The organism is Microvirga ossetica, assembly GCF_002741015.1.
GTDB classification, from domain to species: Bacteria; Pseudomonadota; Alphaproteobacteria; order Rhizobiales; family Beijerinckiaceae; genus Microvirga; species Microvirga ossetica.
Genome location: NZ_CP016616.1, coordinates 4,398,036 through 4,419,524 on the forward strand (window position 1 = coordinate 4,398,036; position 21,489 = coordinate 4,419,524).

Consider the following 21,489-nt stretch of genomic DNA (forward strand, 5'->3'; position numbering starts at 1 on the left):
AGCATCCAGGCATCGACGATAAAAAAAAGCGGCCCGCGAGGATCCTCGCGGGCCGCTTCCGTTCATGAAGGTCCGGCGCGTCGCCAGGACCGGTTAGATGACGAAGAAGTCCTTGTAGGACAGCGTCGTCAGCTTCTTCGAGAGCTGAGCGAATTCCACCGCCTTGCCCTTGCCTGAACCGTCGGCGTCGTAGGACAGCACGCCGGTCTTGTCGTTGTAGATGATGTAGTCGTTCTTATCCTTGGCCTTGTCGCGGATGGTGAAGAACGACTTGCTGAGCTGCTTCGGGCTGGTGGCCGTTCCCGAACCCAGCTTCTTGAAGATGGCGTTGTCGAGATACAGGCTGTCGTCCTTGACCGAGAAGTCCTTGATCGTGTCGAAGTTCACCTTCCGGTCCGTGCTCGACGTGCCGAGCTTGGTGTCGAAGACGAACACGTCCTTACCCTTGCCGCCGGTCAGCAGATCGTTGCCGAGACCGCCCGAAAGCTTGTCGTTGCCGAGGCCGCCGTTGAACACGTCCTTGCCGACGCCGCCGACGAGAACATCCGTGCCGGTTGTGCCGGTGACGTTTTCGCTTGCGACATCCGTGAGGTCGACGGTGAGGGTTTCCTCATAGGTCTTGTTATCCGAATCCGTCACCTGAACTCGGATTGTGTGGAAGGTCGCCTGCTCGTAATCGAGCTTGAGGCCATCCGCGACCACGATTGATGTGACACCATCCTTCGTCTCGAGCTTGAAGCGACCGCCCGCATCGTCGAGCAGAGCGAACTTCATCGCGCCGCCTTCCAGATCGGTGGCGGTGAGTCTGCCCACCGACGTTCCAGCGACTGCGTTCTCCGGCACCTTGCTGTTCGACAGGGTGATGTCGGCCGGTGCATCGTTCACCGCCTTGATCGCGATCGTGACCGTCTGCTCGATCGAGTGCTCGCCGTCCGAGATCACGATGATAAAGGTGTCGCTGCCGTTCACATCCTTGGCAGGCGTATAGGTGAACTTGCCGCCGGAGAAGGTGACTGTGCCCTTCTGCGGTCTTGCTCCGCTCTTCACGGAATAAGTGAGCGTATCGCCGTTCGGATCCGTCGCTCCGATATCCTTGACGATAGCAACATCCTCGTCAGTGGTCACATTCTGGGTAGCGTCGGCTACCGGCGAGTCGAGTTCGACATCGGCGGCCCTCAGGGCAGTGATGAGGGCGCCCACGCCAAAGAACTGCTCTGCGTCCAGCATAGCCTCGGCAAGCCCGGCCATATAGGCGGCATCGTCGAAGTGCGATACGATCTCAGCCAGAACGAGCGTATAATCTTCGTGAGACAGTTCTTCCGCGCGCTCTTGTGCGTCAGGGTCCGTCGAAGCCGACCACTTCTCGATCAGTTCTTGACGATGATCATGGAGTTTGCCGATGTGCTCCTTCAGGGCGGCAACCACGTTCTCCTCGGTGGCCGCATTGATTGCATTAAGAGCATCGAACTTGGCGTGTTCGACGTCGATCTGATACCGCACTTCAAGGATGATGGTATCAAGCGATGCGAAATCGCCAAATAGGGTCTTGACCTCAAGCACCCCCAGGCCGATTGCTTGCTCGCGACCCTGATCGTCGGGAAGATCATCGAGCTTGTCGACGTGTCCTGCGTCGAGAAGAACCGAGGCATTGTCCTTGATGGCAGCCAGCGCCTCCTGCCATGTATCGGCCTCATTGAACGCGGCCACCACTGCATCGATAGCTCCATCGGCTTCGTCGAGCGCTGGGATGATCCTGCTATCGCCGAAGAACTGGCTGCCCTCCAGGGCGTTGCGCGCCGACAGCATCCGTGCGCCGAGCTGTGCCATGTAAGCGTCATCGTCTAGATGGGTTACAATCTCTGCCAGGGTGGTGGTGTAGTCAGCCTGTTGAAGAACTCCGGCAAGTGCAATCGCATCCGGGTCTTCGCTGGCCAACAGACCGGCGATCAGATCCTGCCGATGGGTATTGACGAGTTCGATCGTCGCCTTGATGGCGTCCGTCATTTCCGCCGCCGTCGTGGCAGCGTCGAGTGCTGTAATGAACTCGAACTTGGCGTGCTCTGTATCGATTTGATGATCGAGAGCCTCCTTAAGGTCGGCGATGGACTGAAAGTTTCCGAACAGAACCTTGGTTTGATTCAAGCCTAGGCCGATAGCCTGCTCGCGGCCTTGGCCGTCGGGCAGGTCATCAAGCTTGTCAAGACGAGCCTCGTCGAGCAGGAGCGAATCATATGTATTGATCGCTTCCAGAGCTTCCTGCCATGTATCCGCTTCGTTGAATGCCGCCAGAATCTCCGCGTCGACAGCTTGATCTGCCGTATCGAGAGCCGTGATGAGAGTGCCGACGCCGAAGAAGGGACCGCTCTGCTCGCGAACTTCCATCATCTTTTCGGCCAGAAAATCGAGGTAATTTCCATCACTGAGGTCGGACGCGATCCGCTTCAGGACGACGGAGTAACCCTCGATCTCGAGCGCATCGGCGCGAGCTTGGGCCTCAGGATCGGAACTCGCGGACCATTCTGCGATAAGAGCCTGTCGGTGATCGTTCAGGGTATCGATAATTTCGAGCGCTGCCCTCATCTCGCTGACGCTGCCAGCGTTCATGACGGCCTGGATAATCTGGAACTTTGCGTGCTCGACCTCGATCTGTTTTTGCACCGCAGCCTTGATCTGATCCACAGTGGTGAAGTCGCCGAAAAGGGTCTTGATCTCGATTACGCCCAGACCGATGGCCTGCTCCCGTCCCTGATCGTCGGGAAGGTCGTTGAGTTTGGCGCGATGACCATTCTCAAGCAGGAGGGCTGCATAGTCTTCGTTCTTGATGGCAGCCAGGGCCTCTTGCCAAGTGGTGGCGGCATTAAACGCGTCGAGTAGAGCCTGAGACATAAATTCCCCCAATCGCCCGTTTTGGGCGAGATTTGTGGCGCCGAGGAACCGCTTGGGCGGGTTCGGCGATTCGTGAGTTTTCGTTTGTCCTGCCACTTCCAACCACGCGGAGATAGGACGATTTGTGGTGTTATATCGGATAAGACCACACAGTCGGGGTTGTACACTACCCAATTGGGTATTTTATAACGTTTGCATTCCTAATGGGCAGGTTGGCAGGGGCAGGTTGCTTTTCTGCAACACTGATACACTCTGCCGCAGCGTGAGTCTAAAATGCCGGCGACCGAAGCGTTCTATGAGGCTGCGATCGTCCCCGAATTATGGGGGCGGGCCCTCGACCTGGCGTGTTCCACCTGGGGGGCCGACGGGGGCGTGCTCTCATCCTATGTGGACCGGCTAGGCGCCTTCATCCCGTCCGAGGGCGTCGAGGAGTTCTGCGCCCGGTTTCTCGAGGGCGGATGGGAGGCTCAGGACGTCCGCTCGCGGCGAGGCATTCCCCTGGCCCGCAAGGCGAAGGACATCGTCACCGATGCCGACTTCGTCACCTCGGACGAACGGAGGCAGCTGCCTCTCTATGCCGACTTCCTGCCTTCGGTCGGCTTCGGCGCGTTCGCAGGGACGATCCTGGCGGAAACGGGCGGTGCCAAGATCGCTCTCTCCCTTCATCGTAAGGCTCATCGGGAGCCTTTTTCGAAAGACGATCTCGCCCGGCTGCGCCATGACCTGACGCATGTGCGGCGGGCGGCGCGGCTCGCCTCAAAAGTTCGCATGTCCTACGCGGACGGGCTCGTCGACAGCCTGGAGCGTTTCACCTGCGGAGCCATCCTGGTCGATTGGCTTGGCCGCGTCATTCGCCTCAACGGGCGGGCGGAGGCGGCACTCGGCGACCATCTGCAGATCGTCGCGTCGCGCCTGCGTTCGCCGCAACGCGAAACCAACAAGGCACTGCAGGACCTTATCGACGCCAGCATCCGTCCGCTGACGTCACGTCACGAACCTGGTCCGGGATCCGTCCTGCTGCAATGATCCCAAGGTCTTCCGCTTCTGCTGCAAGCCTATCCGGTCGCGCTCTCGGTCTGTGACGTGTTCCAGGGAGCGCGTGGCCTCCTGCTGATCAGCGATCCCACGGAGAGCCGCTCGCTTGCGCTGAATGCCCTCCAGGAGATCTTTCGGCTCACGCCGGCGGAGCTGCGCGTATCGTCGGCGCTTCTCGAGGGATTCGATACCAGGAAGATCGCAGACGATCATCGGATCGGCGCGGAGACCGTGCGCTACCACCTCAAGTCCGTCTTCGCGAAGACGGGAACAAGCCATCAGGCGCAGCTCGTGAGCCTGCTGTCGCGCTTCGTGGAGCGGGGCTGAAGCTCAAAATCTGGCTTATAATTCACTGGCAGTTTGCCAGAGCGATAATCTGTGGAAGTGAGGCTCTGGCCCACCTCTCCTTGAGGGAGAGGTCGCGCCGGAGGCGCGGGTGAGGGGTTACGCCTTATTCGGATAGACCTGTGCCCCCTCACCCTCGCTGCGCTCGACCTCTCCCCATGCAAGTCGGGTGTTCCCGACTTGCACAGCAAGAACGGATCTCGGGAACACCCGAGATCCGGGGAGAGGTGAAGCAGCGCCTGATGAGCCGGATTCTCAGAATTGGCCGGCCCGGCGCAGAAGCCGTTCGGCCCGCAGCAGGTGCGGACGGTCCACCATCTCGCCCTCGATTCCGACGACGCCCGCCTCCGGATTGGCCCGAAAGGTCTCGACGACGGCACGCGCGCGCTCGATGGCCTCGGAGGAGGGGGTGAAGGCGTCGTTGATGACGGGCACCTGGGCCGGGTGGATCGCCATCTTCGCAACAAAGCCGTCGCGGCGCGCCATGCGGCATTCGGCTTCGAGGCCGGTCATGTCGCGGAAATTGGTATAGACGGAATCGATGGCATCGACGCCGGCTGCGGTCGCGCCGAAGAGCGTGAGGGACCGCGCGAGGCGGTAGGGCTCCGTGTAGGCTCCGGCCTCGTCGCGGTTCGCCTCGGCTCCGAGATCGGCCGACAAATCCTCGCCGCCCCATGTCAGCCCCGTGAGCCGGTGGCTTGCACCGGCAAAGGTGCCGAGGGCGAAGATGCCGGCGGCATTTTCGGTCGCGATTGCGAGAATGCGGGTTGCGCCGTCGTCGAGGCCGAATTCCGCCTCGCGGACGGCGAGCTTTGCCCCGAGATGGGATACGTCCGCCCCGCCGACCGCCTTGGGCAGCATGATGCCGTCTGGTGCTGCGTTCATGACCCCATCGAGATCCGCGTCGATCAGCCCGGTGGTCAGGCCGTTCACGCGCACGAACAGGCGCGGCCTTACCGCCGTAGCGCGCTGCTCAGCCAGAAACGCAGCCGTGACACGCCGGGCCTCCGGTTTGGCGGAGAGCGCAACCGAGTCTTCCAGATCGATGAGGAGGATATCGGCGCCCGAGCTCAGGCCCTTCTCGAGCTTCTTCGGGCTGTCGCCCGGCACGAAGAGCAGCGAGCGCATCACACGCTCCTCTTGCGCATGAAGGCTTGGCGGCGGCATTCGGCAATGAGGGTGCCATCCTGCTTGTAGGCGCGGTGGACGAAGTCGACGATGCCCGCATCGGGACGCGACTTGGATTCGCGCTTGGCGACGATCTCCGTCGTCGCATTCACCGTGTCGCCCTCGAACAGGGGCCCGGGAAATTTCACGTCCGTCATGCCGAGATTGGCGATGGTGGTGCCGACCGTCGTGTCGTTGACCGAGATGCCGATCATCAGGCCCAGGGTGAACAGGGAATTCATCAGCGGCTTGCCCCATTCCGTTTCCGTTGCGCAAAAATGCGCATCGATGTGCAGCGGCTGCGGGTTCAAGGTCATGTTGGAGAACAGCATGTTGTCCATCTGCGTCACCGTCCGGGTCAGGCGGTGACGGATGGTGGTGCCGACGACGAAATCCTCGAAATAGAGGCCGCCTCTGGGGTGCCTGTTCTCATCGTGCATGACGTAACCTCTTCGTTGTGATCGGCATGTTGGTTCCCATGCCTTCGATGGCGTCAATAGCCGAATTGCTCGCGCAGGATGCGCTCGTCCAGGCTGTGGCCCGGATCGTGCAGCATCACCAGATCGACGGTGCGATCCATCGAGACATGCACATGCGAGACGTTGCGGAACTCGGTGTGGTCGGCAACCGCGCTGACCGGACGGTTCTCCGCCTCCCGAACCTCGATCTGGATCTTGGCATGATCCGGCAGAAGCGCTCCGCGCCAGCGGCGCGGGCGAAAGGCGGAGATCGGCGTCAGGGCCAGAAGGGGTGCGTTGAGGGGCAGGATCGTTCCGCCGACCGAGAGGTTGTAGGCGGTCGATCCGGCAGGGGTCGAAACCAGGATACCATCCGCGATCAGCTCCGGGATCCGAACCTGCGAATCGACGCTCACGCGCAGCTTGCCCGCCTGGTAGGTCTGCCGAAACATGGCGACTTCGTTGATGGCGCGGGCGGTATGGGCGACGCCGTGCACGTCCCAGGCCACCATCAGCAGCGGATGCACTATGCTTCGTTCGGCCGCCTCCAGTCGTTCGAACAATTCCTCTTCCCGGTAGTCGTTCATCAGGAAGCCGACCGTGCCCTTGTTCATGCCGTAGATCGGCTTGGCCGTGCCCATGAACCGGTGCAGGCTCTGCAGCATGAGGCCGTCGCCGCCGAGCGCCACGATCACGTCTGCCTGCTCGGGAACAGCGTTCGCATAGCGGTCCTGCAGGATCTTCAAGGCGCCCTGGGCGTCAGGCGCGGCGCTGGCGACGAATGCGATGCTGTTGAAACGGCGGGCCATGCCCAGTTACCCTCGTGGCGTCCCATCGGATGCGGAGGACAGGCATAGCATGGATCGCCCACTTCTCGTCTATACGACCTTTCCCGATATGGACATCGCACTCTCGGTCGGGGAGGGGCTCGTTCGGGACAGGCTGATCGCCTGCATCAACGTGCTGCCGGGCATGCATTCGGTCTATGCCTGGAAGGGCAGCATCGAGCGCGGGCAGGAGGTTGTGGCGATCCTGAAGACCCGCAAGGGCCTTCAGGATCGGGTGCATCAGGCGCTCAAGGAGAAGCATCCTTACGAGACGCCGGTCATCCTCTTCATCGAGCCGACCGGCGCGGATTCAGCCACCCTGGAGTGGATTTTGACAGAAACGTCCGCGAGCCAGCCTTAGACGGCCGGGCTCCACTGCACCGGTACGAAGCGGAAGCCGTCGCCGTCTTTGGTGATATGGCCCGTCGCCGGGAAGGGCGCATGGTAGAACGCGACCTGCGCCCGCTCCGAGGCGGCTAGGTCCAGCATCTTGCGGCGGGTGGCCCGCGCGACATCGGCATCCATGTCGAACACGGCCGACCAGTCCGGATTGCGCACGAACAGGGCCGGGTGATTGGCCGTGTCCGACAGGATCAGCAGCTTGCCCGAGCCGGAGGAGAGCATATACGCCGTGTGCCCTGGAGTATGGCCCGGCGCGGCAACCGAGGTGAGCCCAGGCACAATCTCCTTGTCCATTTCATATTGCTTCACATCCTTGGCGATGGGGCTGAAGACGCGGCGGGCGCCGAGGAAGCCGCCTCTCATGTTCTCGGGAGCCTGGTTCATGCGGGCATCGTCCATCCAGAACGCCCATTCGGTGGCCGGAACCAGCACTTCGGCGTTCGGGAAGACGGCTGTGCCGTCCTTGCGGCGCATGCCATTGATGTGATCGCCGTGGAAGTGGCTGATGACGATTGTGTTGACCTGAGACGGGTCGAAGCCGGCGGCGCGGAAATTCTCCATCCAGCGTCCGGTCGTGGGGGCGCCGGAATCGCCGTTGCCCGTATCGATCAGGGTCAGGCGGCCGCCATTGTTCAGAACGAGCGCGGTGAAGCTGTTCTGGATCGTGTTCTGCGGCAGGAACGCATCGCGCGCGGCCTGCTGGACGGCGGAAAGCTCCGCATTGCGGATGAAGCCTTCGAGCGGACGGGGCGCGGAGCCGTCATTGACGGCCGTCACTTCGATATCGCCGACCTTGTAGCGGTAGAAGCCGGGGGCTTGGCGCGACGCGGCGCCCTGTACCGGAGCGGGGGAGGAAGCGGTTTGGGCGAGCGCAGGCTCGGCGATGGGCGCGGCGGCGAGAGCGGTGCTGGCAAGTACGGTGCGGCGTGTGATCGTCATGAGCGTCTCCAGGCATGGGAATGGGAGCCTAGAACGGCTACGTTTGGAGACAAGGGACTGGATTCTCACAAGTCAGCGAGTGAACCCGTTTTCAACCCTTCTGCGACAGGTGGTGCAGGACGATCCCGCTGGTGGTTGCGACATTCAGGGAATCGAAGCCGCCGCTCATGGGAATGGACACGGTCCTGGTCCGGGCGAGCAGGCCGGGCGGCAGGCCGGGTCCTTCTGCTCCGAGGAGCACGGCGGTCCGCCGGGCTGGCCTGATCTGTGAGAGAATCTCCTCGCCCGAGGGGGACAGCGCGATGATCTCGAAGGAGGCCGCCTGAAGCGCTTCGACCATGGCATCCACTGATGGAACCCGCGTGAAGGGCACGACAAGCGCCCCGCCGACGGAGACGCGGATGGCCTTGCGATAGAGGGGGTCGCAGGTTTCCGGATCGAGCAGAACCGCGCTCGCACCAAAGGCCGCCGCATTGCGGAAGATCCCGCCGACATTGTCGTGATTGGCCAAGCCGATCAGCCCGACTACGAGGGCGCTTCCCGGCATCCTGGAGAGTAGTTCCTCGGCCGGCGGCAGCGGGGCGCGCCTGGCGACGGCGAGGACCCCTCGGTGGATCGGAAAGCCCACGATGGCATCCATGACCGCCCGGTTCGCAACATATACCGGAACCTCCGGAGGAAGCAGGGCCAATGCATCGCTCAAGCCGTTCAGCCTGCCTTCCGCCAGCAGAAGCGACTCGATCCTGAACCGGGATTGCTGCAACAGGACCCGGAGAACCACCTCGCCTTCCGCAACGAAACGATGCTGGCGCCCGACGAGATCGCGCTCGCGGATGGCGCGGTAATCCTCGATCCGCGGATCGTCGGGATCTGAAACGGCAATTGGCATCGAATTCCTTCGAGGTTCCGGCATCACCTGCCAGTTGCCTGTCTAATGCGCGTTCCCGGCTTTGCCTATGCGGAGCCCGAGGGGAACAACGACTTTCCATTCCGGTCGGCCGTCACGGACAGTCGAGGTCGCCGGTGCGGTCCGCCGCAGGGAGAAGACATTGGATTGGGATATCGCCAAAGGTCGGGTTTGGGCCCCGTGATCTCCGGCGGGCCTTTGCTCATCGGCATTTTCATGGCCGTTTTCAGCGCGCGTCCCCGCAGGCTGACACAGAGCGAGCAGAAAGCAATCGATCGGGCTACGCACGAGAACCGGGGCGAGGAACAGGTGCACTGAAAATGCCGAGGGGTTCCGAAACCTCTATCGGGCAGAGGCGCCTATCGCCACCAAGCCGTAAGGCGTGACCGTCTGCGCCCGTCTGGCAGCGGATCGGACCTGATGGTGGCCAATCCCGCGATTTCCCGCGAAAGCCGCTGTGACATGATCCCCGCGATGATGGCGGAAGCCAAGGCGGCCGAGCCCATGATGTTCAGCAGCACGATGTCCATATGCGCCTCCATGACCCCTGAGGCGGAGCGTATGCTTCATCGGCAGGAAAGCGTCTTGGGCAGGTGGGCTACCTCGGCGGATGGCACCTTTGGTGGGGGAGGGGAGCGAAGGGAAACGCACGCTGATTCCACAGAAATACCCCAGCCGAGACGTCCTCCGGTTGAGGTGCTGCATTGGTCAAAGCGTTGAGGAAAATCGGGCCGATTGATTCGACCGGCAGAGTTCAGCCGCCTTCGCCTGGAAAAGAGGCGCGATACCGCAAGCGCAGTTCCTCTGCGGCTTCCTGAAGAGGGAGTCTCAGCTCTTGGGAGCGGGATAGAATGTCCTGCTTCACGAAGTCCTTGAGATCCTCCTCGGCGCCGCTGCCATCCAGCCGCTCCAGCTCAATCGCAGTCCTTTTGTCCATGCATTCCAGAGCGTTGAGAAGATAGTGCAGCTTTGCTTCAATGTCTGAAGTCGGTACCGCCGGGAAAGTATCCGCGACAAGGTCCGTCTGGGACTTGAGCTTATATTCCATGCCATTCCCCTGTTGTTAGAAGCTCGCATGGCCAGCCTGGGCCGTGGGGGAAGCATGAGGGCATGAGGCCTGAGGGTTCGCAATCCCGAATTCTGCGATTAATACTTCATGAGTATTCGCTCGTTACAGCCCAAGCTTGGCTATTTCCAAGATTAAACGTAGTTTTATTTCATTATCATTTGTTAAAGCGCGACTGCTCCGGAAATTGCTGCCAAGGTTAACCGCAGATTAGCTTTCTCGGAGCAGGTTGGAGGCTGGATTTCGGAGGAGCCTCGCTATGCGTCATCTCAAGACCTGCCTCGGCCTCGTCGTCGCCGCCAGCGTGCTCGCGCCCTTCCTGACCTTGTCGGCTTACGCGGCGACGATCGTCGTTGCGGCTATGGTCGCTCCGTAGGGATCGTCCTGCCGCCCGAAGCCATTCCGCTCTCTTTGAAGTGCCGGAAACCTCACAGGCTGTTCGGAAAGACGGCGGCCGCGCCGTGCATGTCGTTTCTGAAGGGAACGTGCGCCTCGGATGCGTTCCGCCTTGCGGGCCAATCCACAAATGGTGGGGAATGGTGCCGGTGGAGAGGATCGAACTCCCGACCTTCGGTTTACAAAACCGCTGCACTACCGCTGTGCTACACCGGCTGACGCTACGCGTGGTCAGGTAGCAGTCTGCGAAGCGGGACGCAAGTTCCGTACAAATGGAAATATTAAGTGTTCCAGCACACCGAAACCAACTCTCGAATCTGGAATTGTTACGTCGACTGATCGAGGAGTTGGTGTGATGAAGGCCTCAGGGGCTTCGTATAAGGCAAGAAAATCTGCGTTTGGCGGAAGTTTTAAGGTTCTCGCTGTGCTGGCTGTTGCCGTGGCCTGCGGCCTGGCTTCGGAGAGCGCCGTCGCAGCTCATCCCGGCCACGGCGAAGCGGCCAAGCCGGTCAAGGAGGCGACAACTCCTGTCGCGGCGAAGGATGTCGAGACCACGTCCTCGATCGGGATGAATGTCGCGGGCGATCCATACTGCAATGTCTCTCGGAAGCGTCTTTTCGTGGAAGGCGAGGGCTGGATCGTCCGTCGCGTCACGACCTGCTACTGAGCGCAAGTTTACGCAGAGTGGAAAATGAAAAGCCCCGCCTCGCGGCGGGGCTTTCCTTTGTTGGGTATGGACCCGAGAGGCTTAGCGCCTGGCGTCGAGCCCGTCGAAGGTCAGGATATCCCGGTCCTTGGTCTCCGGCACGAAGAGAAGGCCGACCACGAAGGTCACCAGGGCGATCACGATCGGGTACCAGAGGCCGTAGTAGATGTCGCCGGTGGCTGCCACCATCGCGAAGGCCGTCGGAGGCAGGAGTCCACCGAACCAGCCGTTGGCGATGTGGTAGGGCAGGGACATCGCGGTGTAGCGGATGCGGGTGGGGAAGAACTCCACCAGAGCCGCCGCGATCGGGCCGTAGACCATCGTGACGTAGATCACGAGGATCGTCAGGATGCCGATGGCCTTGAGGGCCTGAGCGTTGCCGAGGGCGTCGAAGAAGCCGCCGACCTTCAGGATGGTCGGATCGCCTGCCTTCGGATAACCCGCTTCCGCCGCAGCATTCGTGAACGCCGTGATGTTGGCCGGGATCGCCGCAGCGATCGGGACTTCCTTGCCGTTGAAGGTCACCTTCGGGGCGGTGCCGGGGGCAGCGGGAACGAGTTCATACTTGACCGCTGAACGGGCGAGCGACACGCGAGCGATATCGCAAGGCGCGGTGAAGGTACGAATACCCACCGGGTCGAACACCGAGCCACAGGTGGCCGGATCGGCCACGACCTGAACCTTCGCCGTCTCAAGAGCCTGGTTGAGGCGCGGGCTGACCACGCTCGTGAGGGCGCCGAAGAGCGGGAAGTAGGTGATGGCTGCGATCAGACAGCCGCCGAGGATCACCGGCTTGCGGCCGATCTTGTCCGACAGCGCGCCGAAGAAGACGAAGCCGCCGGTACCGATGATCAGCGACCAGGCAATCAGCACGTTTGAGGTGAGCAGGTCGACCTTCAGGATGCTCTGGATGAAGAACAGGGCGTAGAACTGGCCCGTGTACCACACCACGGCCTGACCGATGGCAAGACCGATCAGGGCGATGAGCACCATCTTGAGGTTGCTCCATTGGCCGAAAGCTTCCTTCAGCGGCGCCTTCGACTGCGTGCCCTCGTCCTTCATCTTCTTGAAGGCCGGGGATTCGTGCATCTGGAGACGAATCCAGACCGAGATGGCGAGCAGGACTACCGAGAGAAGGAACGGAATGCGCCAGCCGGCGATCGGCCAGCCTTCACCGGTCTGGAAGCCCTGTTCGCCCATCCAGGTGCGGAGCACGAGGATGACGACGAGGGAGAGCAGCAGGCCGACGGTCGCCGTGATCTGGATGAAGCTGGTGTAGAAGCCGCGACGACCCACGGGAGCGTGCTCGGCCACGTAGACCGCTGCACCGCCGTACTCGCCGCCGAGCGCGAGGCCCTGGAGCATGCGGAGCGCGATCAGGACCACCGGTGCGACCCAGCCGATCTGAGCGTAGCTCGGCAGAAGGCCGACCAGGAAGGTCGAGAAACCCATGATCAGGATCGTGACGAGGAAGGTGTATTTCCGGCCGACGAGATCGCCGATGCGGCCGAAGAAGATGGCGCCGAAGGGGCGCACCAGGAAGCCGGCCGCGAAGGCCAGGAGCGCGAAGACGTTGCGGGTCGTCACGTCGAACGCGGAGAAGAACTGCGCGCCGATGATCGTGGCGAGAGAGCCGTAAAGATAGAAATCGTACCATTCGAAGACGGTACCGAGCGAAGAGGCCAGGATGACCTTCTTCTCCTCCCGCGTCATCGGCCGCGCCGCGGCGGCCGAATGAGGCGTTGTTGCTGCTGTTGCCATAAGGTTCCCTTCCATTCATGCCCGGTGATCCGGGTTCTGAGCCCGAAAGCCAGCTTGGCCGACTTTGGGCTGAGGCATCGTGACTGCGCAGGGCAGTCAAGAATTCCATCGAACGGGAGGCTAACTCCGGCCTTTCTTTCCACAATTCACAATTGGTATTTGCGACTTCAGTCTAAGAAGAGGTAGATTTTAGGCAAAAACCTAGAAAAATCAATTGGTTGGAGTCGCATTCACGCTACTTCGCAGTTGTCCTGGCAGCGCCCTTAACCACAGCATAAAGGCTGATCGCGGCGGCATTGGAAACGTTCAGGCTCTTGATGGCCCCGGGCATGTCGAGCCGGCCGATCACGTCGCAGCAATCACGGGTCCTCTGGCGCAGGCCCTTGCCCTCCGATCCCAGCACCAGGACGACGGGCAGGGTGATCGGCACCTCGTCCAGATTCGTCTCGCCGGTGGAATCGAGGCCGATTCGCTGGAAGCCGCGCTCTCCCAGGGCCGTGAGCGCGTCGCCGAGATTGCGCACGATCATGAAAGGCACGTGCTCGAGGCCTCCGGAGGCGGATTTCGCCAGGACGCCTGTCGCCGCCGGGCTGTGCCGGGCCGTCGTGATGATGGCCTCCACATCGAAGGCCGCAGCCGTGCGGACGATGGCGCCCACATTGTGCGGGTCGGTGATCTGGTCGAGAGCCAGAACCACGCGGGTGCCGCTCAGGGTGTCGACTGAGGGCGAGGGCAGGGGATCGGCCTCGGCGTAGAGCCCCTGGTGGACCGCATCGGGCTCGAGAAGCCGGTTGATCTCGTCCGGCCGGACGATCTCAGGTTCGATAGGCAGGGTGCCCAGCTCCTCGCTCAGACGTCGGGCGGAGTTCTCCGTCGCCAGGATCCGGCGAATCGTTCGCTTTCCGTTCCGTAATGCTTCGGCGACCGGGTGCCAGCCGTACAGGATCGTGGTGTCGATCTCGAAGTTCGGGCGCCGGGCGTATGGATCGCGGCGGCCGGATTTCCCGTGAGGACGCTGGAATTTCGGCTTGCGGGACGGGAAAGGGCGATCGCTCATAGCGGTTGGATCTCGGTTGAAACGGAACGGGCAATAGCACAGAGCCGGCCCGTTCACGACCCATCCATTTCATAACGCTTTGAGGTTGACACCGGTCATCCGCCTCACCATAAGAGCGCCACGGAACGCCGGCCTCGCGGCAGGCGGTCCGCAGAACGGCCTCGGCGTTTTGCGTTCGGGTTGGGTTCTAAGGGGGAATGTCCCGAGCGGCAAAGGGGGCGGACTGTAAATCCGCTGGCTATGCCTTCGTAGGTTCGAGTCCTACTTCCCCCACCACCCAATCAGATGGGCATGCGGGTGTAGCTCAATGGTAGAGCAGCAGCCTTCCAAGCTGAATACGAGGGTTCGATTCCCTTCACCCGCTCCACCATCTTCGACGCTTTCAGCTTAGCTTGTAATTTCGGCCCTCAATGCCTTTATACAGGCCGAAAGGTCCCGGTGACGAGGTGTTCGCCGAACCGTTTCCCGGCATGGCCCGCGGGGAGGGGTCCGAGGCATTCCGTTCTGCAATGTCGAAATTGGCTCTTGCACAAAGAGCCTAACCGCAATATCGGACGCCCCTGGGTTTTTTGTTCCTGGCCTCTGTGAAGGTAGAGATCGATGGCGAAGGAAAAGTTTGAGCGGAATAAGCCGCACTGCAACATTGGGACGATTGGCCATGTTGACCATGGCAAGACGTCTCTGACGGCGGCGATCACGAAGGTTCTGGCGGAGTCGGGCGGGGCGACGTTTACGGCGTACGACCAGATCGACAAGGCTCCGGAGGAGAAGGCGCGCGGGATCACGATCTCGACGGCGCATGTCGAGTACGAGACCAAGAACCGGCACTATGCCCACGTGGACTGCCCCGGTCACGCCGACTACGTGAAGAACATGATCACGGGTGCGGCGCAGATGGACGGCGCGATCCTGGTGGTGTCCTCCGCCGACGGGCCGATGCCGCAGACGCGCGAGCACATCCTTCTGGCGCGCCAGGTCGGCGTTCCGGCGCTGGTGGTGTTCATGAACAAGGTCGACATGGTCGACGACGCCGAGCTGCTCGACCTGGTCGAGCTCGAGGTGCGCGAGCTTCTGTCGAAGTACGACTTCCCGGGCGACGACATCCCGATCGTGAAGGGCTCGGCCCTGTGCGCTCTGGAGGACCGTTCGCCGGAGATCGGCCGTGAGCGCGTGCTCGAGCTGATGGCCGAGGTCGACCGCTACATCCCGCAGCCGGAGCGTCCGGTTGACCAGCCGTTCCTGATGCCGATCGAGGACGTGTTCTCGATCTCGGGCCGCGGCACGGTGGTGACGGGCCGCGTCGAGCGCGGCATCGTGAAGGTCGGCGAGGAAGTGGAGATCGTGGGTCTTCGCGACACGCAGAAGACGACGGTGACGGGCGTGGAGATGTTCCGCAAGCTGCTCGACCAGGGCCAGGCGGGCGACAACGTGGGCGTGCTGCTGCGCGGCACGAAGCGCGAGGACGTGGAGCGCGGCCAGGTGCTGTGCAAGCCGGGCTCGATCAAGCCGCACACGAAGTTCAAGGCCGAGGCGTACATCCTGACGAAGGAAGAGGGCGGTCGTCATACGCCGTTCTTCGGCAACTACCGTCCGCAGTTCTACTTCCGCACGACGGACGTGACGGGCGTGGTGACGCTGCCCGAGGGCACCGAGATGGTGATGCCGGGCGACAACATCACGATGGAAGTGACGCTGATTGCGCCGATCGCCATGGAGGAGAAGCTGCGCTTCGCCATCCGTGAAGGCGGCCGCACCGTCGGCGCCGGCGTCGTCGCCGCCGTCATCGACTGATCGATCCAGGTGGCGGTCCGCCGCCACCTGTTGACCGCCGGAGGAGTGTAGCTCAATCGGCTAGAGCACCGGTCTCCAAAACCGGGGGTTGGGGGTTCGAGTCCCTCCACTCCTGCCAGCGGTCGACAAAGCGGGCGTTTTGCGTTAGAGAGCGCCCCGCAGATGGTTTATTAGGTGGCGCGAGGCTTGAAAAAGCAGCCTCGCGCCCCTTCAATTTGGGCTCAAGCGTGCCCTAGAGGACGTTCGCAGCCGCTCTTGCGGTGGCGCGGGCGCAGGAAAATGGCGAAGACGAACCCGTTCGATTTCATACAGCAGGTCCGCTCGGAAGCCGCGAAGGTGACATGGCCGACGCGCAAAGAGACCATGATCACGACCGCTATGGTGTTCGTGATGGTCGTGGTGGCGAGCCTCTTCTTCCTGGTCGTAGACCAGGTGATCGGCTGGGGCGTCCGCTCGGTCCTTCTCGGGCTTGGCGGTTAAGGGGCGGATGCAATGACGAAGCGTTGGTATATCGTCCACGCCTATTCGAACTTCGAGAACAAGGTCGCCCAGTCGATCAAGGATCAGGCGGCACAGCGCGGCCTTGAGGACAAGTTCGACGAGGTCATGGTGCCGACCGAGAAGGTCGTCGAGGTGCGCCGCGGCCGCAAGGTCGACACCGAGCGCAAGTTCTTCCCGGGCTACGTCCTGGTGAAGTGCGACCTGACCGACGAGGTTTACCACCTCATCAAGAATACGCCGAAGGTGACGGGCTTCCTGGGCGCCGACAAGTCCAAGCCGGTTCCGATCCCGGATCGCGAGGCCGAGCGGATCAAGGGGCAGGTGGCCGAGGGTGTCGACCATCCGAAGCCCTCCGTCAGCTTCGAGGTCGGCGAGCAGGTCCGCGTCTCCGACGGGCCCTTCGCATCGTTCAACGGCGTCGTCGAGGAAGTCGACCACGCCCGGGCCCGCCTCAAGGTGGCGGTGTCCATCTTCGGCCGCGCCACGCCGGTCGAACTCGAATACGCTCAGGTCGAGAAGGTCTGATCGTCTCGGGAAGTGGCACCTGTATGGTGACACTTCCCAGGTTCCCCGACAGGGGAGCTTTCATCCGCGGGAGGTCTGCCCGGTCGCCAACCGGGAGCTTCAGGCCGCACCGCGATCTGCAACTGCCATGCCGCTCGGTTGGCGCCGGGCGGGTGGTCCATTGGGAGCAGTCCTATGGCAAAGAAAATCTCGGGCTACGTTAAGCTTCAAGTGCCCGCAGGCGCAGCCAACCCGTCGCCGCCGATCGGTCCGGCGCTCGGTCAGCGCGGCCTGAATATCATGGAATTCTGCAAGGCCTTCAACGCGAAGACCGCGCAGATGGAGAAGGGCACCCCGATCCCGGTGATCATCACCGCGTATCAGGATCGTTCCTTCACCTTCGAGATGAAGCAGCCCCCGGTCTCGTACTGGCTCAAGAAGGCCGCGAAGATCGACAAGGGTTCGCAGACCCCCGGCAAGGGCGGCAATGTCGGCCGCGTGACCCGCGACCAGATCCGCGAGATCGCCGAGAAGAAGATGGTCGATCTCAACTGCGACACCGTTGAATCCGCCATGGCCATGATCGAGGGCTCCGCGCGCTCGATGGGCATGGAAGTGGCGTAAGGAGGGCATGATGGCTGTTAAAGAAGGTAAGCGCGTCCGCGCCGCCCGCGAGGGCATAGAAGTCACCAAGCTCTACCCGATCCAGGACGCGGTGAAGCTGATCAAGGAACGCGCCAAGGCGAAGTTCGACGAGACCATCGAGGTCTCCATGAACCTCGGCGTCGATCCCCGCCACGCCGACCAGATGGTCCGCGGCGTCTGCAACCTGCCGAACGGCTCCGGCCGTACGGTGCGCGTTGCCGTATTCGCCCGCGGCGCCAAGGCCGACGAGGCCAAGGCTGCCGGTGCCGACATCGTCGGCGCCGAGGAGCTCTTCGAGGCCGTCAACGGCGGCACGATCGACTTCGACCGCTGCATCGCCACCCCGGACCTGATGCCGCTCGTCGGCCGTCTCGGTAAGGTACTCGGCCCGCGCGGCCTGATGCCGAACCCGAAGGTCGGAACGGTCACCATGGACGTGAAGGGCGCGGTCGAGGCTGCCAAGGGCGGCGCAGTCGAGTTCCGCGTCGAGAAGGCCGGCATCGTCCATGCCGGCATCGGCAAGGCCTCCTTCGACGAGGGCAAGCTGGTGGAGAACATCAAGGCGTTCGCCGATGCGGTCGCCAAGGCGAAGCCCACCGGCGCCAAGGGCACCTACATCCAGCGCGTCGCGATCTCCTCGACGATGGGCCCGGGTGTGAAGGTCGATCCCTCCTCGGTGATCGGCGGCTAACGAAGCCCGTTTCCAGACAATCGAGAAAGCCCGGCCTTCGTGCCGGGCTTTTTCTTTTCCGAGTCCCATTTCTGACCGTCCTGGTGCAAAAAAAGTTTCGACGGGATGTCGATCCGGCCGATGTCCGTTCGTCGTAGGAACAGGAGAGCCCATGCGGCCTCCCTGGATCACAAGGAGATGAGACGATGCGCGTGATGGTGTTGGTGAAGGCGACCGAGGACAGCGAAGCGGGCGTCATGCCCACGACCGAGCTTTTCGAGGCCATGGGCCGGTTTAACGACGAACTGATCAAGGCCGGCATTCTCCTGACTGCGGACGGACTCAAGCCGTCGTCGCAGGGCAAGCGGGTCGCCTTCGACGGCCCAAGCCGCACCGTCATAGACGGGCCCTTCGCCGAGACCCGCGAACTCGTTGCCGGCTTCTGGCTCTGGGAGGTCAAGGACATGGACGAGGCGGTCGAGTGGGTGAAGCGCTGTCCCAACCCGATGTTCGGCCCGAGCGAGATCGAGATCCGCCCGTTTTACGAGATGGCGGATTTCGGCGATGTCGTGACACCGGAAATCGCCGAGCGGGAAAAGCAGCGTCGCGAGAGGACCTCGGGCCAATGAGCCTCGCCTTTCGCGTGCCCGGGCGTCCGACGCCCTCTTGAGCGAGACTGTGACGGCAACCGAGCCTCTCCGAGCGATCGAGGCGATCTTCCGGATCGAGCGGGCAGGGCTCATCGCCCGCCTGGCGCGGATGGTGCGCGACGTGGGCCTGGCCGAGGAGCTGGCGCAGGATGCCTTCGTCACGGCCCTGTCGGATTGGCCGAGAACCGGGGTTCCGGCCAATCCCGGCGCCTGGCTGAACGCTGCGGCCAAGCGCCGGGCCATCGACCGACTGAGGCGCGACAGGATGCGCGCGCGCAAGCACGCCGAGATCGGCCGCGACCTTTCGAAAGAGGACGAGGCCGGCATCGCGGCGATCGAGGCGGCCATGGACGACGATGTCGGCGACGAGTTGCTGGGCCTGATCTTCGCCGCCTGTCACCCGGTCCTGTCTCCCGATGCACGGGTGGCTCTGACCCTGCGCCTGATCGGCGGGCTGACGACGGACGAGATCGCCCGGGCCTACCTCGTCAGCGAGGCGACCGTCGCCCAGCGCATCGTCCGGGCGAAGCGGGTGCTCGGCAAGGCCGGCCTGTCCTTCGAGGTGCCACGGGGATTGGACCGGCGGGACCGCCTCTCCTCGGTGCTGGAGGTCGTCTATCTGATCTTCAACGAGGGTTACTCGGCGACTGCCGGCGGGGATCTGACCCGTCCGGCCCTGTGCGCCGAGGCCCAGCGCCTGGGGCGCATCCTTGCGGGTCTGGCTCCCGACGAGCCGGAGGTCTTCGGTCTCCTCGCCCTGATGGAACTTCAGGCGTCGCGCCTGGCGGGCCGCCTCGATCCGGATGGGATGCCGATTCCCCTGACCGAGCAGAACCGGGCCCGGTGGGACCGGCTGCTGATCCATCGGGGCCTTTCCGCCCTGGAGCGCGCCACGGCCCTGGGCGGGGCGTACGGTCCCTATGCCCTGCAGGCCGCGCTCGCCGCCTGTCACGCGCGGGCTAACCGGCCGGAGGAGACCGATTGGCGAAGGATCGCGGGGCTCTACGATGCGCTTCGGGTGGTCATGCCCTCACCGGTGGTCGATCTCAACCGGGCCGTGGCCCACAGCATGGCCTTCGGACCAGAGGCCGGCCTCGCGCTCCTTGACGAAATCGACCGGGATGCAGATCTAAGGAACTACGCCCCTCTGCCGGCAGCGAGAGGGGATTTCCTTTTCCGAGCGGGCCGCTCCGCTGAAGCCAAGATTCAGTTCGAGCATGCCGCAGCGCTCAACCGCAATGAGCGCGAGAGGGCCTTTCTGCTCCGGCGGGCCTCCGCCTGTGACGGTCTAATCGAAACAATGTAGCGCAAATAAGCAGGCCTGGACCGGCAAATGCCTCTTGGCAAATGCTTCAGAAAGGCTTAATAGAACGCGTTGAGTTTCCAACATATGCCGAGGCTCCGCTTTTGCGCGGGCTTCTGGCTGCAAATCCGTCCCGGAGACGGGGCGGTGACAAGCCGGCGAGCCAAAGGGCAACCTTTGGCGCGTTCCGGCTATGTCCTGTCCGAGACTGCAGGTGCTGGCTTGCCAGTTTAATTCGAAAGGGCCTGCATAGACGGGGAAGCCGAGTTTAACACCTGTTCAACGCAGGTGAAAAGGATCGGTTCGAACCATCTCACCCGGTGCGCCGCCAGGCGTCATTTGGGGGACAGGGCTTGCGAGAGCGTCGTTCAGGATGCCTCGGATGCAAGTCCGGGCCTTGAGCGGCAAATGCAACCGGCGGATACTTCCGCCAACCGGAGAGAGCCCAGTGGAAAGAGCAGCAAAGCGCGAGCTCGTCTCGACTCTCAACGACGTGTTTAACACCACGAGCGTTGTCGTCGTCGCCCACTATGCTGGCCTCACGGTCGCCGACATGCAGAAGCTGCGCGCGCAGATGAAGCAGGCCGGTGCCACCGTGAAGGTCGCAAAAAACAGCCTCGCCAAAATCGCTCTCGAAGGCAAGGACGTCGCGTCCATCTCGGGCCTTATGAAAGGTCCGACCCTGATCGCTTATTCGAGCGATCCGGTCGCGGCTCCCAAGGTCGCTGTCGATTTCGCCAAGGGTAACGACAAGCTCGTGATCCTCGGCGGGGCAATGGGCACGACCGCCCTGAACGTGGACGGAGTGAAGGCGCTTGCCACTCTGCCGTCCCTCGACGAACTGCGCGGCAAGCTGGTCGGCCTCATCCAGGCCCCGGCTACCAAGATCGCTCAGCTCAGCACTGCGCCGGCAGCGAAGCTCGCCCGCGTATTCGGGGCCTATGCCAAGACAGGCGAAGCGGCGTGAGGCCGTAACCTCAACCATCAAACCGTTCGAACTGAACTTAAGGAACTAAGAAATGGCTGATCTTGCCAAGCTCGTTGACGATCTTTCGTCGCTGACCGTTCTCGAGGCCGCCGAGCTCTCGAAGATGCTCGAAGAGAAGTGGGGCGTTTCCGCTGCCGCGGCTGTTGCCGTCGCTGCCGCTCCCGGTGCTGGCGGCGCTGCCGCCGCTGTTGAAGAGCAGACCGAGTTCACGGTCGTCCTGGCTGGCGCCGGCGACAAGAAGATCGAGGTCATCAAGGAAGTCCGTGCCATCACCGGCCTGGGCCTGAAGGAAGCTAAGGACCTCGTCGAGGGCGCGCCGAAGCCTGTCAAGGAAGGCGTTTCCAAGGACGAAGCCGAGAAGATCAAGGCGACCCTCGAGAAGGTCGGCGCCAAGGTCGAGCTTAAGTAATTTTGCGGCCCTAAGGGCTGCAGGATTGCCCCCGAGGAATCGGGGCTCAAAAACACACGGTCCCAGGCGTTTTTGC

The 21,489-nt window shown here is 62.6% G+C and carries 23 protein-coding genes and 4 tRNA genes; 16 read left to right on the forward strand and 11 right to left on the reverse strand.

All coding sequences use genetic code 11. The features are described from left to right. Positions 1-93 precede the first annotated feature (93 nt). Positions 94-2,886 carry an Ig-like domain-containing protein gene (locus BB934_RS20965; protein WP_099511361.1) on the reverse strand — a complete coding sequence of 931 codons (2,793 nt, stop codon included), beginning with the start codon at positions 2,884-2,886 and terminating at the stop codon, positions 94-96. Positions 2,887-3,159: 273 nt separating this feature from the next. Between BB934_RS20965 and BB934_RS20970 the strand changes: the two genes are divergently transcribed. Next, entirely contained in the window at positions 3,160-3,912 is a 753-nt protein-coding gene (locus tag BB934_RS20970) for a hypothetical protein (RefSeq protein WP_099511362.1), read from the forward strand. A 57-nt stretch (positions 3,913-3,969) separates the two neighbouring features. Further along, entirely contained in the window at positions 3,970-4,248 is a 279-nt protein-coding gene (locus BB934_RS20975) for a helix-turn-helix transcriptional regulator (protein ID WP_157934248.1), read from the forward strand. Between the two features lie 273 nt (positions 4,249-4,521). Here BB934_RS20975 and BB934_RS20980 read toward each other — a convergent pair whose 3' ends face one another. From BB934_RS20980 to BB934_RS20990, 3 genes are read right to left on the reverse strand one after another with little or no spacing between them, the layout of a single operon-like run. Further along, positions 4,522-5,394, reverse strand: coding sequence for an HpcH/HpaI aldolase/citrate lyase family protein (locus BB934_RS20980; RefSeq protein ID WP_099511364.1), 873 nt, complete (start codon positions 5,392-5,394; stop codon positions 4,522-4,524). Beyond that, positions 5,394-5,873 (reverse strand): MaoC family dehydratase, encoded by a 480-nt coding sequence (locus tag BB934_RS20985; RefSeq protein ID WP_099511365.1) that lies wholly within the window; start codon positions 5,871-5,873, stop codon positions 5,394-5,396. The genes BB934_RS20980 and BB934_RS20985 overlap by 1 nt, the downstream gene beginning before the upstream one ends. Before the next feature lie 53 nt (positions 5,874-5,926). Beyond that, a complete protein-coding gene (locus BB934_RS20990) occupies positions 5,927-6,700 on the reverse strand; it encodes an NAD kinase (RefSeq protein ID WP_099511366.1) in 774 nt (257 codons plus the stop codon). 49 nt (positions 6,701-6,749) lie between these two features. Here BB934_RS20990 and cutA point away from each other — a divergent pair, with 49 nt between their 5' ends. Beyond that, the gene (gene cutA / locus BB934_RS20995) at positions 6,750-7,079 is read left to right on the forward strand and encodes a divalent-cation tolerance protein CutA (protein ID WP_099511367.1); all 330 of its coding nucleotides are present in this window, start codon (positions 6,750-6,752) and stop codon (positions 7,077-7,079) included. Here the strand turns inward: cutA and BB934_RS21000 are convergent. The 5 genes from BB934_RS21000 to BB934_RS21020 form a co-directional block, all read right to left on the reverse strand. Then, positions 7,076-8,059 carry an MBL fold metallo-hydrolase gene (locus tag BB934_RS21000; protein WP_099511368.1) on the reverse strand — a complete coding sequence of 328 codons (984 nt, stop codon included), beginning with the start codon at positions 8,057-8,059 and terminating at the stop codon, positions 7,076-7,078. The genes cutA and BB934_RS21000 overlap by 4 nt on opposite strands. Positions 8,060-8,150: 91 nt before the next feature. Continuing rightward, complete coding sequence (locus tag BB934_RS21005; protein WP_099511369.1) at positions 8,151-8,948, reverse strand: TrmH family RNA methyltransferase; 798 nt, start codon at positions 8,946-8,948, stop codon at positions 8,151-8,153. A gap of 377 nt (positions 8,949-9,325) precedes the next feature. Then, positions 9,326-9,496 carry a hypothetical protein gene (locus BB934_RS47190; RefSeq protein ID WP_157934249.1) on the reverse strand — a complete coding sequence of 57 codons (171 nt, stop codon included), beginning with the start codon at positions 9,494-9,496 and terminating at the stop codon, positions 9,326-9,328. Positions 9,497-9,720: 224 nt separating this feature from the next. Beyond that, positions 9,721-10,014, reverse strand: coding sequence for a hypothetical protein (locus tag BB934_RS21015; RefSeq protein WP_099511371.1), 294 nt, complete (start codon positions 10,012-10,014; stop codon positions 9,721-9,723). Positions 10,015-10,569: 555 nt separating this feature from the next. Continuing rightward, positions 10,570-10,644, reverse strand: a tRNA-Thr gene (locus BB934_RS21020). 208 nt (positions 10,645-10,852) lie between these two features. On the opposite strand from BB934_RS21020, the gene BB934_RS21025 reads away from it, so the two are divergent. Then, positions 10,853-11,095, forward strand: coding sequence for a hypothetical protein (locus BB934_RS21025; RefSeq protein WP_099511372.1), 243 nt, complete (start codon positions 10,853-10,855; stop codon positions 11,093-11,095). An 81-nt stretch (positions 11,096-11,176) separates the two neighbouring features. On the opposite strand, the gene BB934_RS21030 is transcribed toward BB934_RS21025, so the two are convergent. Then, complete coding sequence (locus BB934_RS21030; protein WP_237050037.1) at positions 11,177-12,895, reverse strand: MFS transporter; 1,719 nt, start codon at positions 12,893-12,895, stop codon at positions 11,177-11,179. A 235-nt stretch (positions 12,896-13,130) separates the two neighbouring features. After that, positions 13,131-13,952, reverse strand: a complete 822-nt coding sequence (locus BB934_RS21035) for a TrmH family RNA methyltransferase (RefSeq protein ID WP_099511373.1) — start codon at positions 13,950-13,952, stop codon at positions 13,131-13,133. Positions 13,953-14,143: 191 nt separating this feature from the next. Between BB934_RS21035 and BB934_RS21040 the strand changes: the two genes are divergently transcribed. The 12 genes from BB934_RS21040 (at position 14,144) to rplL (ending at position 21,413) form a co-directional block, all read left to right on the forward strand. Then, a tRNA-Tyr gene (locus tag BB934_RS21040) sits at positions 14,144-14,228 on the forward strand. 17 nt (positions 14,229-14,245) lie between these two features. After that, a tRNA-Gly gene (locus BB934_RS21045) sits at positions 14,246-14,319 on the forward strand. Between the two features lie 233 nt (positions 14,320-14,552). After that, positions 14,553-15,743 carry an elongation factor Tu gene (gene tuf / locus BB934_RS21050; RefSeq protein WP_099511374.1) on the forward strand — a complete coding sequence of 397 codons (1,191 nt, stop codon included), beginning with the start codon at positions 14,553-14,555 and terminating at the stop codon, positions 15,741-15,743. A 41-nt stretch (positions 15,744-15,784) separates the two neighbouring features. After that, positions 15,785-15,861 (forward strand) — tRNA-Trp (locus tag BB934_RS21055). 161 nt (positions 15,862-16,022) lie between these two features. Further along, the gene (gene secE / locus BB934_RS21060; protein ID WP_099511375.1) at positions 16,023-16,223 is read left to right on the forward strand and encodes a preprotein translocase subunit SecE; all 201 of its coding nucleotides are present in this window, start codon (positions 16,023-16,025) and stop codon (positions 16,221-16,223) included. Positions 16,224-16,235: 12 nt separating this feature from the next. Further along, positions 16,236-16,769: a transcription termination/antitermination protein NusG gene (gene nusG / locus BB934_RS21065; protein ID WP_099511376.1), complete on the forward strand. Its 534-nt coding sequence runs from the start codon at positions 16,236-16,238 to the stop codon at positions 16,767-16,769. Between the two features lie 174 nt (positions 16,770-16,943). Further along, positions 16,944-17,372, forward strand: coding sequence for a 50S ribosomal protein L11 (gene rplK / locus BB934_RS21070; protein ID WP_099511377.1), 429 nt, complete (start codon positions 16,944-16,946; stop codon positions 17,370-17,372). Between the two features lie 10 nt (positions 17,373-17,382). Further along, complete coding sequence (gene rplA / locus BB934_RS21075; RefSeq protein WP_099511378.1) at positions 17,383-18,084, forward strand: 50S ribosomal protein L1; 702 nt, start codon at positions 17,383-17,385, stop codon at positions 18,082-18,084. Between the two features lie 185 nt (positions 18,085-18,269). Then, positions 18,270-18,692, forward strand: coding sequence for a YciI family protein (locus tag BB934_RS21080; RefSeq protein WP_099511379.1), 423 nt, complete (start codon positions 18,270-18,272; stop codon positions 18,690-18,692). A gap of 37 nt (positions 18,693-18,729) precedes the next feature. After that, positions 18,730-20,019: an RNA polymerase sigma factor gene (locus BB934_RS21085; protein ID WP_418294713.1), complete on the forward strand. Its 1,290-nt coding sequence runs from the start codon at positions 18,730-18,732 to the stop codon at positions 20,017-20,019. A gap of 445 nt (positions 20,020-20,464) precedes the next feature. After that, a complete protein-coding gene (gene rplJ / locus BB934_RS21090; RefSeq protein ID WP_099511381.1) occupies positions 20,465-20,983 on the forward strand; it encodes a 50S ribosomal protein L10 in 519 nt (172 codons plus the stop codon). 52 nt (positions 20,984-21,035) lie between these two features. Then, positions 21,036-21,413 (forward strand): 50S ribosomal protein L7/L12, encoded by a 378-nt coding sequence (rplL, locus tag BB934_RS21095; RefSeq protein ID WP_099511382.1) that lies wholly within the window; start codon positions 21,036-21,038, stop codon positions 21,411-21,413. Positions 21,414-21,489 lie beyond the last annotated feature (76 nt).

What these genes read in the sequence shown, in the direction of transcription:
- BB934_RS20965 (WP_099511361.1), bottom strand. Translation starts at nt 2,886, where the DNA reads ATGTCTCAGGCTCTACTCGACGCGTTTAATGCCGCCACCACTTGGCAA.
- BB934_RS20970 (WP_099511362.1), top strand. Translation starts at nt 3,160, where the DNA reads ATGCCGGCGACCGAAGCGTTCTATGAGGCTGCGATCGTCCCCGAATTA.
- BB934_RS20980 (WP_099511364.1), bottom strand. Translation starts at nt 5,394, where the DNA reads ATGCGCTCGCTGCTCTTCGTGCCGGGCGACAGCCCGAAGAAGCTCGAG.
- BB934_RS20985 (WP_099511365.1), bottom strand. Translation starts at nt 5,873, where the DNA reads ATGCACGATGAGAACAGGCACCCCAGAGGCGGCCTCTATTTCGAGGAT.
- BB934_RS20990 (WP_099511366.1), bottom strand. Translation starts at nt 6,700, where the DNA reads ATGGCCCGCCGTTTCAACAGCATCGCATTCGTCGCCAGCGCCGCGCCT.
- cutA (WP_099511367.1), top strand. Translation starts at nt 6,750, where the DNA reads ATGGATCGCCCACTTCTCGTCTATACGACCTTTCCCGATATGGACATC.
- BB934_RS21000 (WP_099511368.1), bottom strand. Translation starts at nt 8,059, where the DNA reads ATGACGATCACACGCCGCACCGTACTTGCCAGCACCGCTCTCGCCGCC.
- BB934_RS21005 (WP_099511369.1), bottom strand. Translation starts at nt 8,948, where the DNA reads ATGCCAATTGCCGTTTCAGATCCCGACGATCCGCGGATCGAGGATTAC.
- BB934_RS47190 (WP_157934249.1), bottom strand. Translation starts at nt 9,496, where the DNA reads ATGGACATCGTGCTGCTGAACATCATGGGCTCGGCCGCCTTGGCTTCC.
- BB934_RS21015 (WP_099511371.1), bottom strand. Translation starts at nt 10,014, where the DNA reads ATGGAATATAAGCTCAAGTCCCAGACGGACCTTGTCGCGGATACTTTC.
- BB934_RS21030 (WP_237050037.1), bottom strand. Translation starts at nt 12,895, where the DNA reads ATGGCAACAGCAGCAACAACGCCTCATTCGGCCGCCGCGGCGCGGCCG.
- BB934_RS21035 (WP_099511373.1), bottom strand. Translation starts at nt 13,952, where the DNA reads ATGAGCGATCGCCCTTTCCCGTCCCGCAAGCCGAAATTCCAGCGTCCT.
- tuf (WP_099511374.1), top strand. Translation starts at nt 14,553, where the DNA reads ATGGCGAAGGAAAAGTTTGAGCGGAATAAGCCGCACTGCAACATTGGG.
- secE (WP_099511375.1), top strand. Translation starts at nt 16,023, where the DNA reads ATGGCGAAGACGAACCCGTTCGATTTCATACAGCAGGTCCGCTCGGAA.
- nusG (WP_099511376.1), top strand. Translation starts at nt 16,236, where the DNA reads ATGACGAAGCGTTGGTATATCGTCCACGCCTATTCGAACTTCGAGAAC.
- rplK (WP_099511377.1), top strand. Translation starts at nt 16,944, where the DNA reads ATGGCAAAGAAAATCTCGGGCTACGTTAAGCTTCAAGTGCCCGCAGGC.
- rplA (WP_099511378.1), top strand. Translation starts at nt 17,383, where the DNA reads ATGGCTGTTAAAGAAGGTAAGCGCGTCCGCGCCGCCCGCGAGGGCATA.
- BB934_RS21080 (WP_099511379.1), top strand. Translation starts at nt 18,270, where the DNA reads ATGCGCGTGATGGTGTTGGTGAAGGCGACCGAGGACAGCGAAGCGGGC.
- rplL (WP_099511382.1), top strand. Translation starts at nt 21,036, where the DNA reads ATGGCTGATCTTGCCAAGCTCGTTGACGATCTTTCGTCGCTGACCGTT.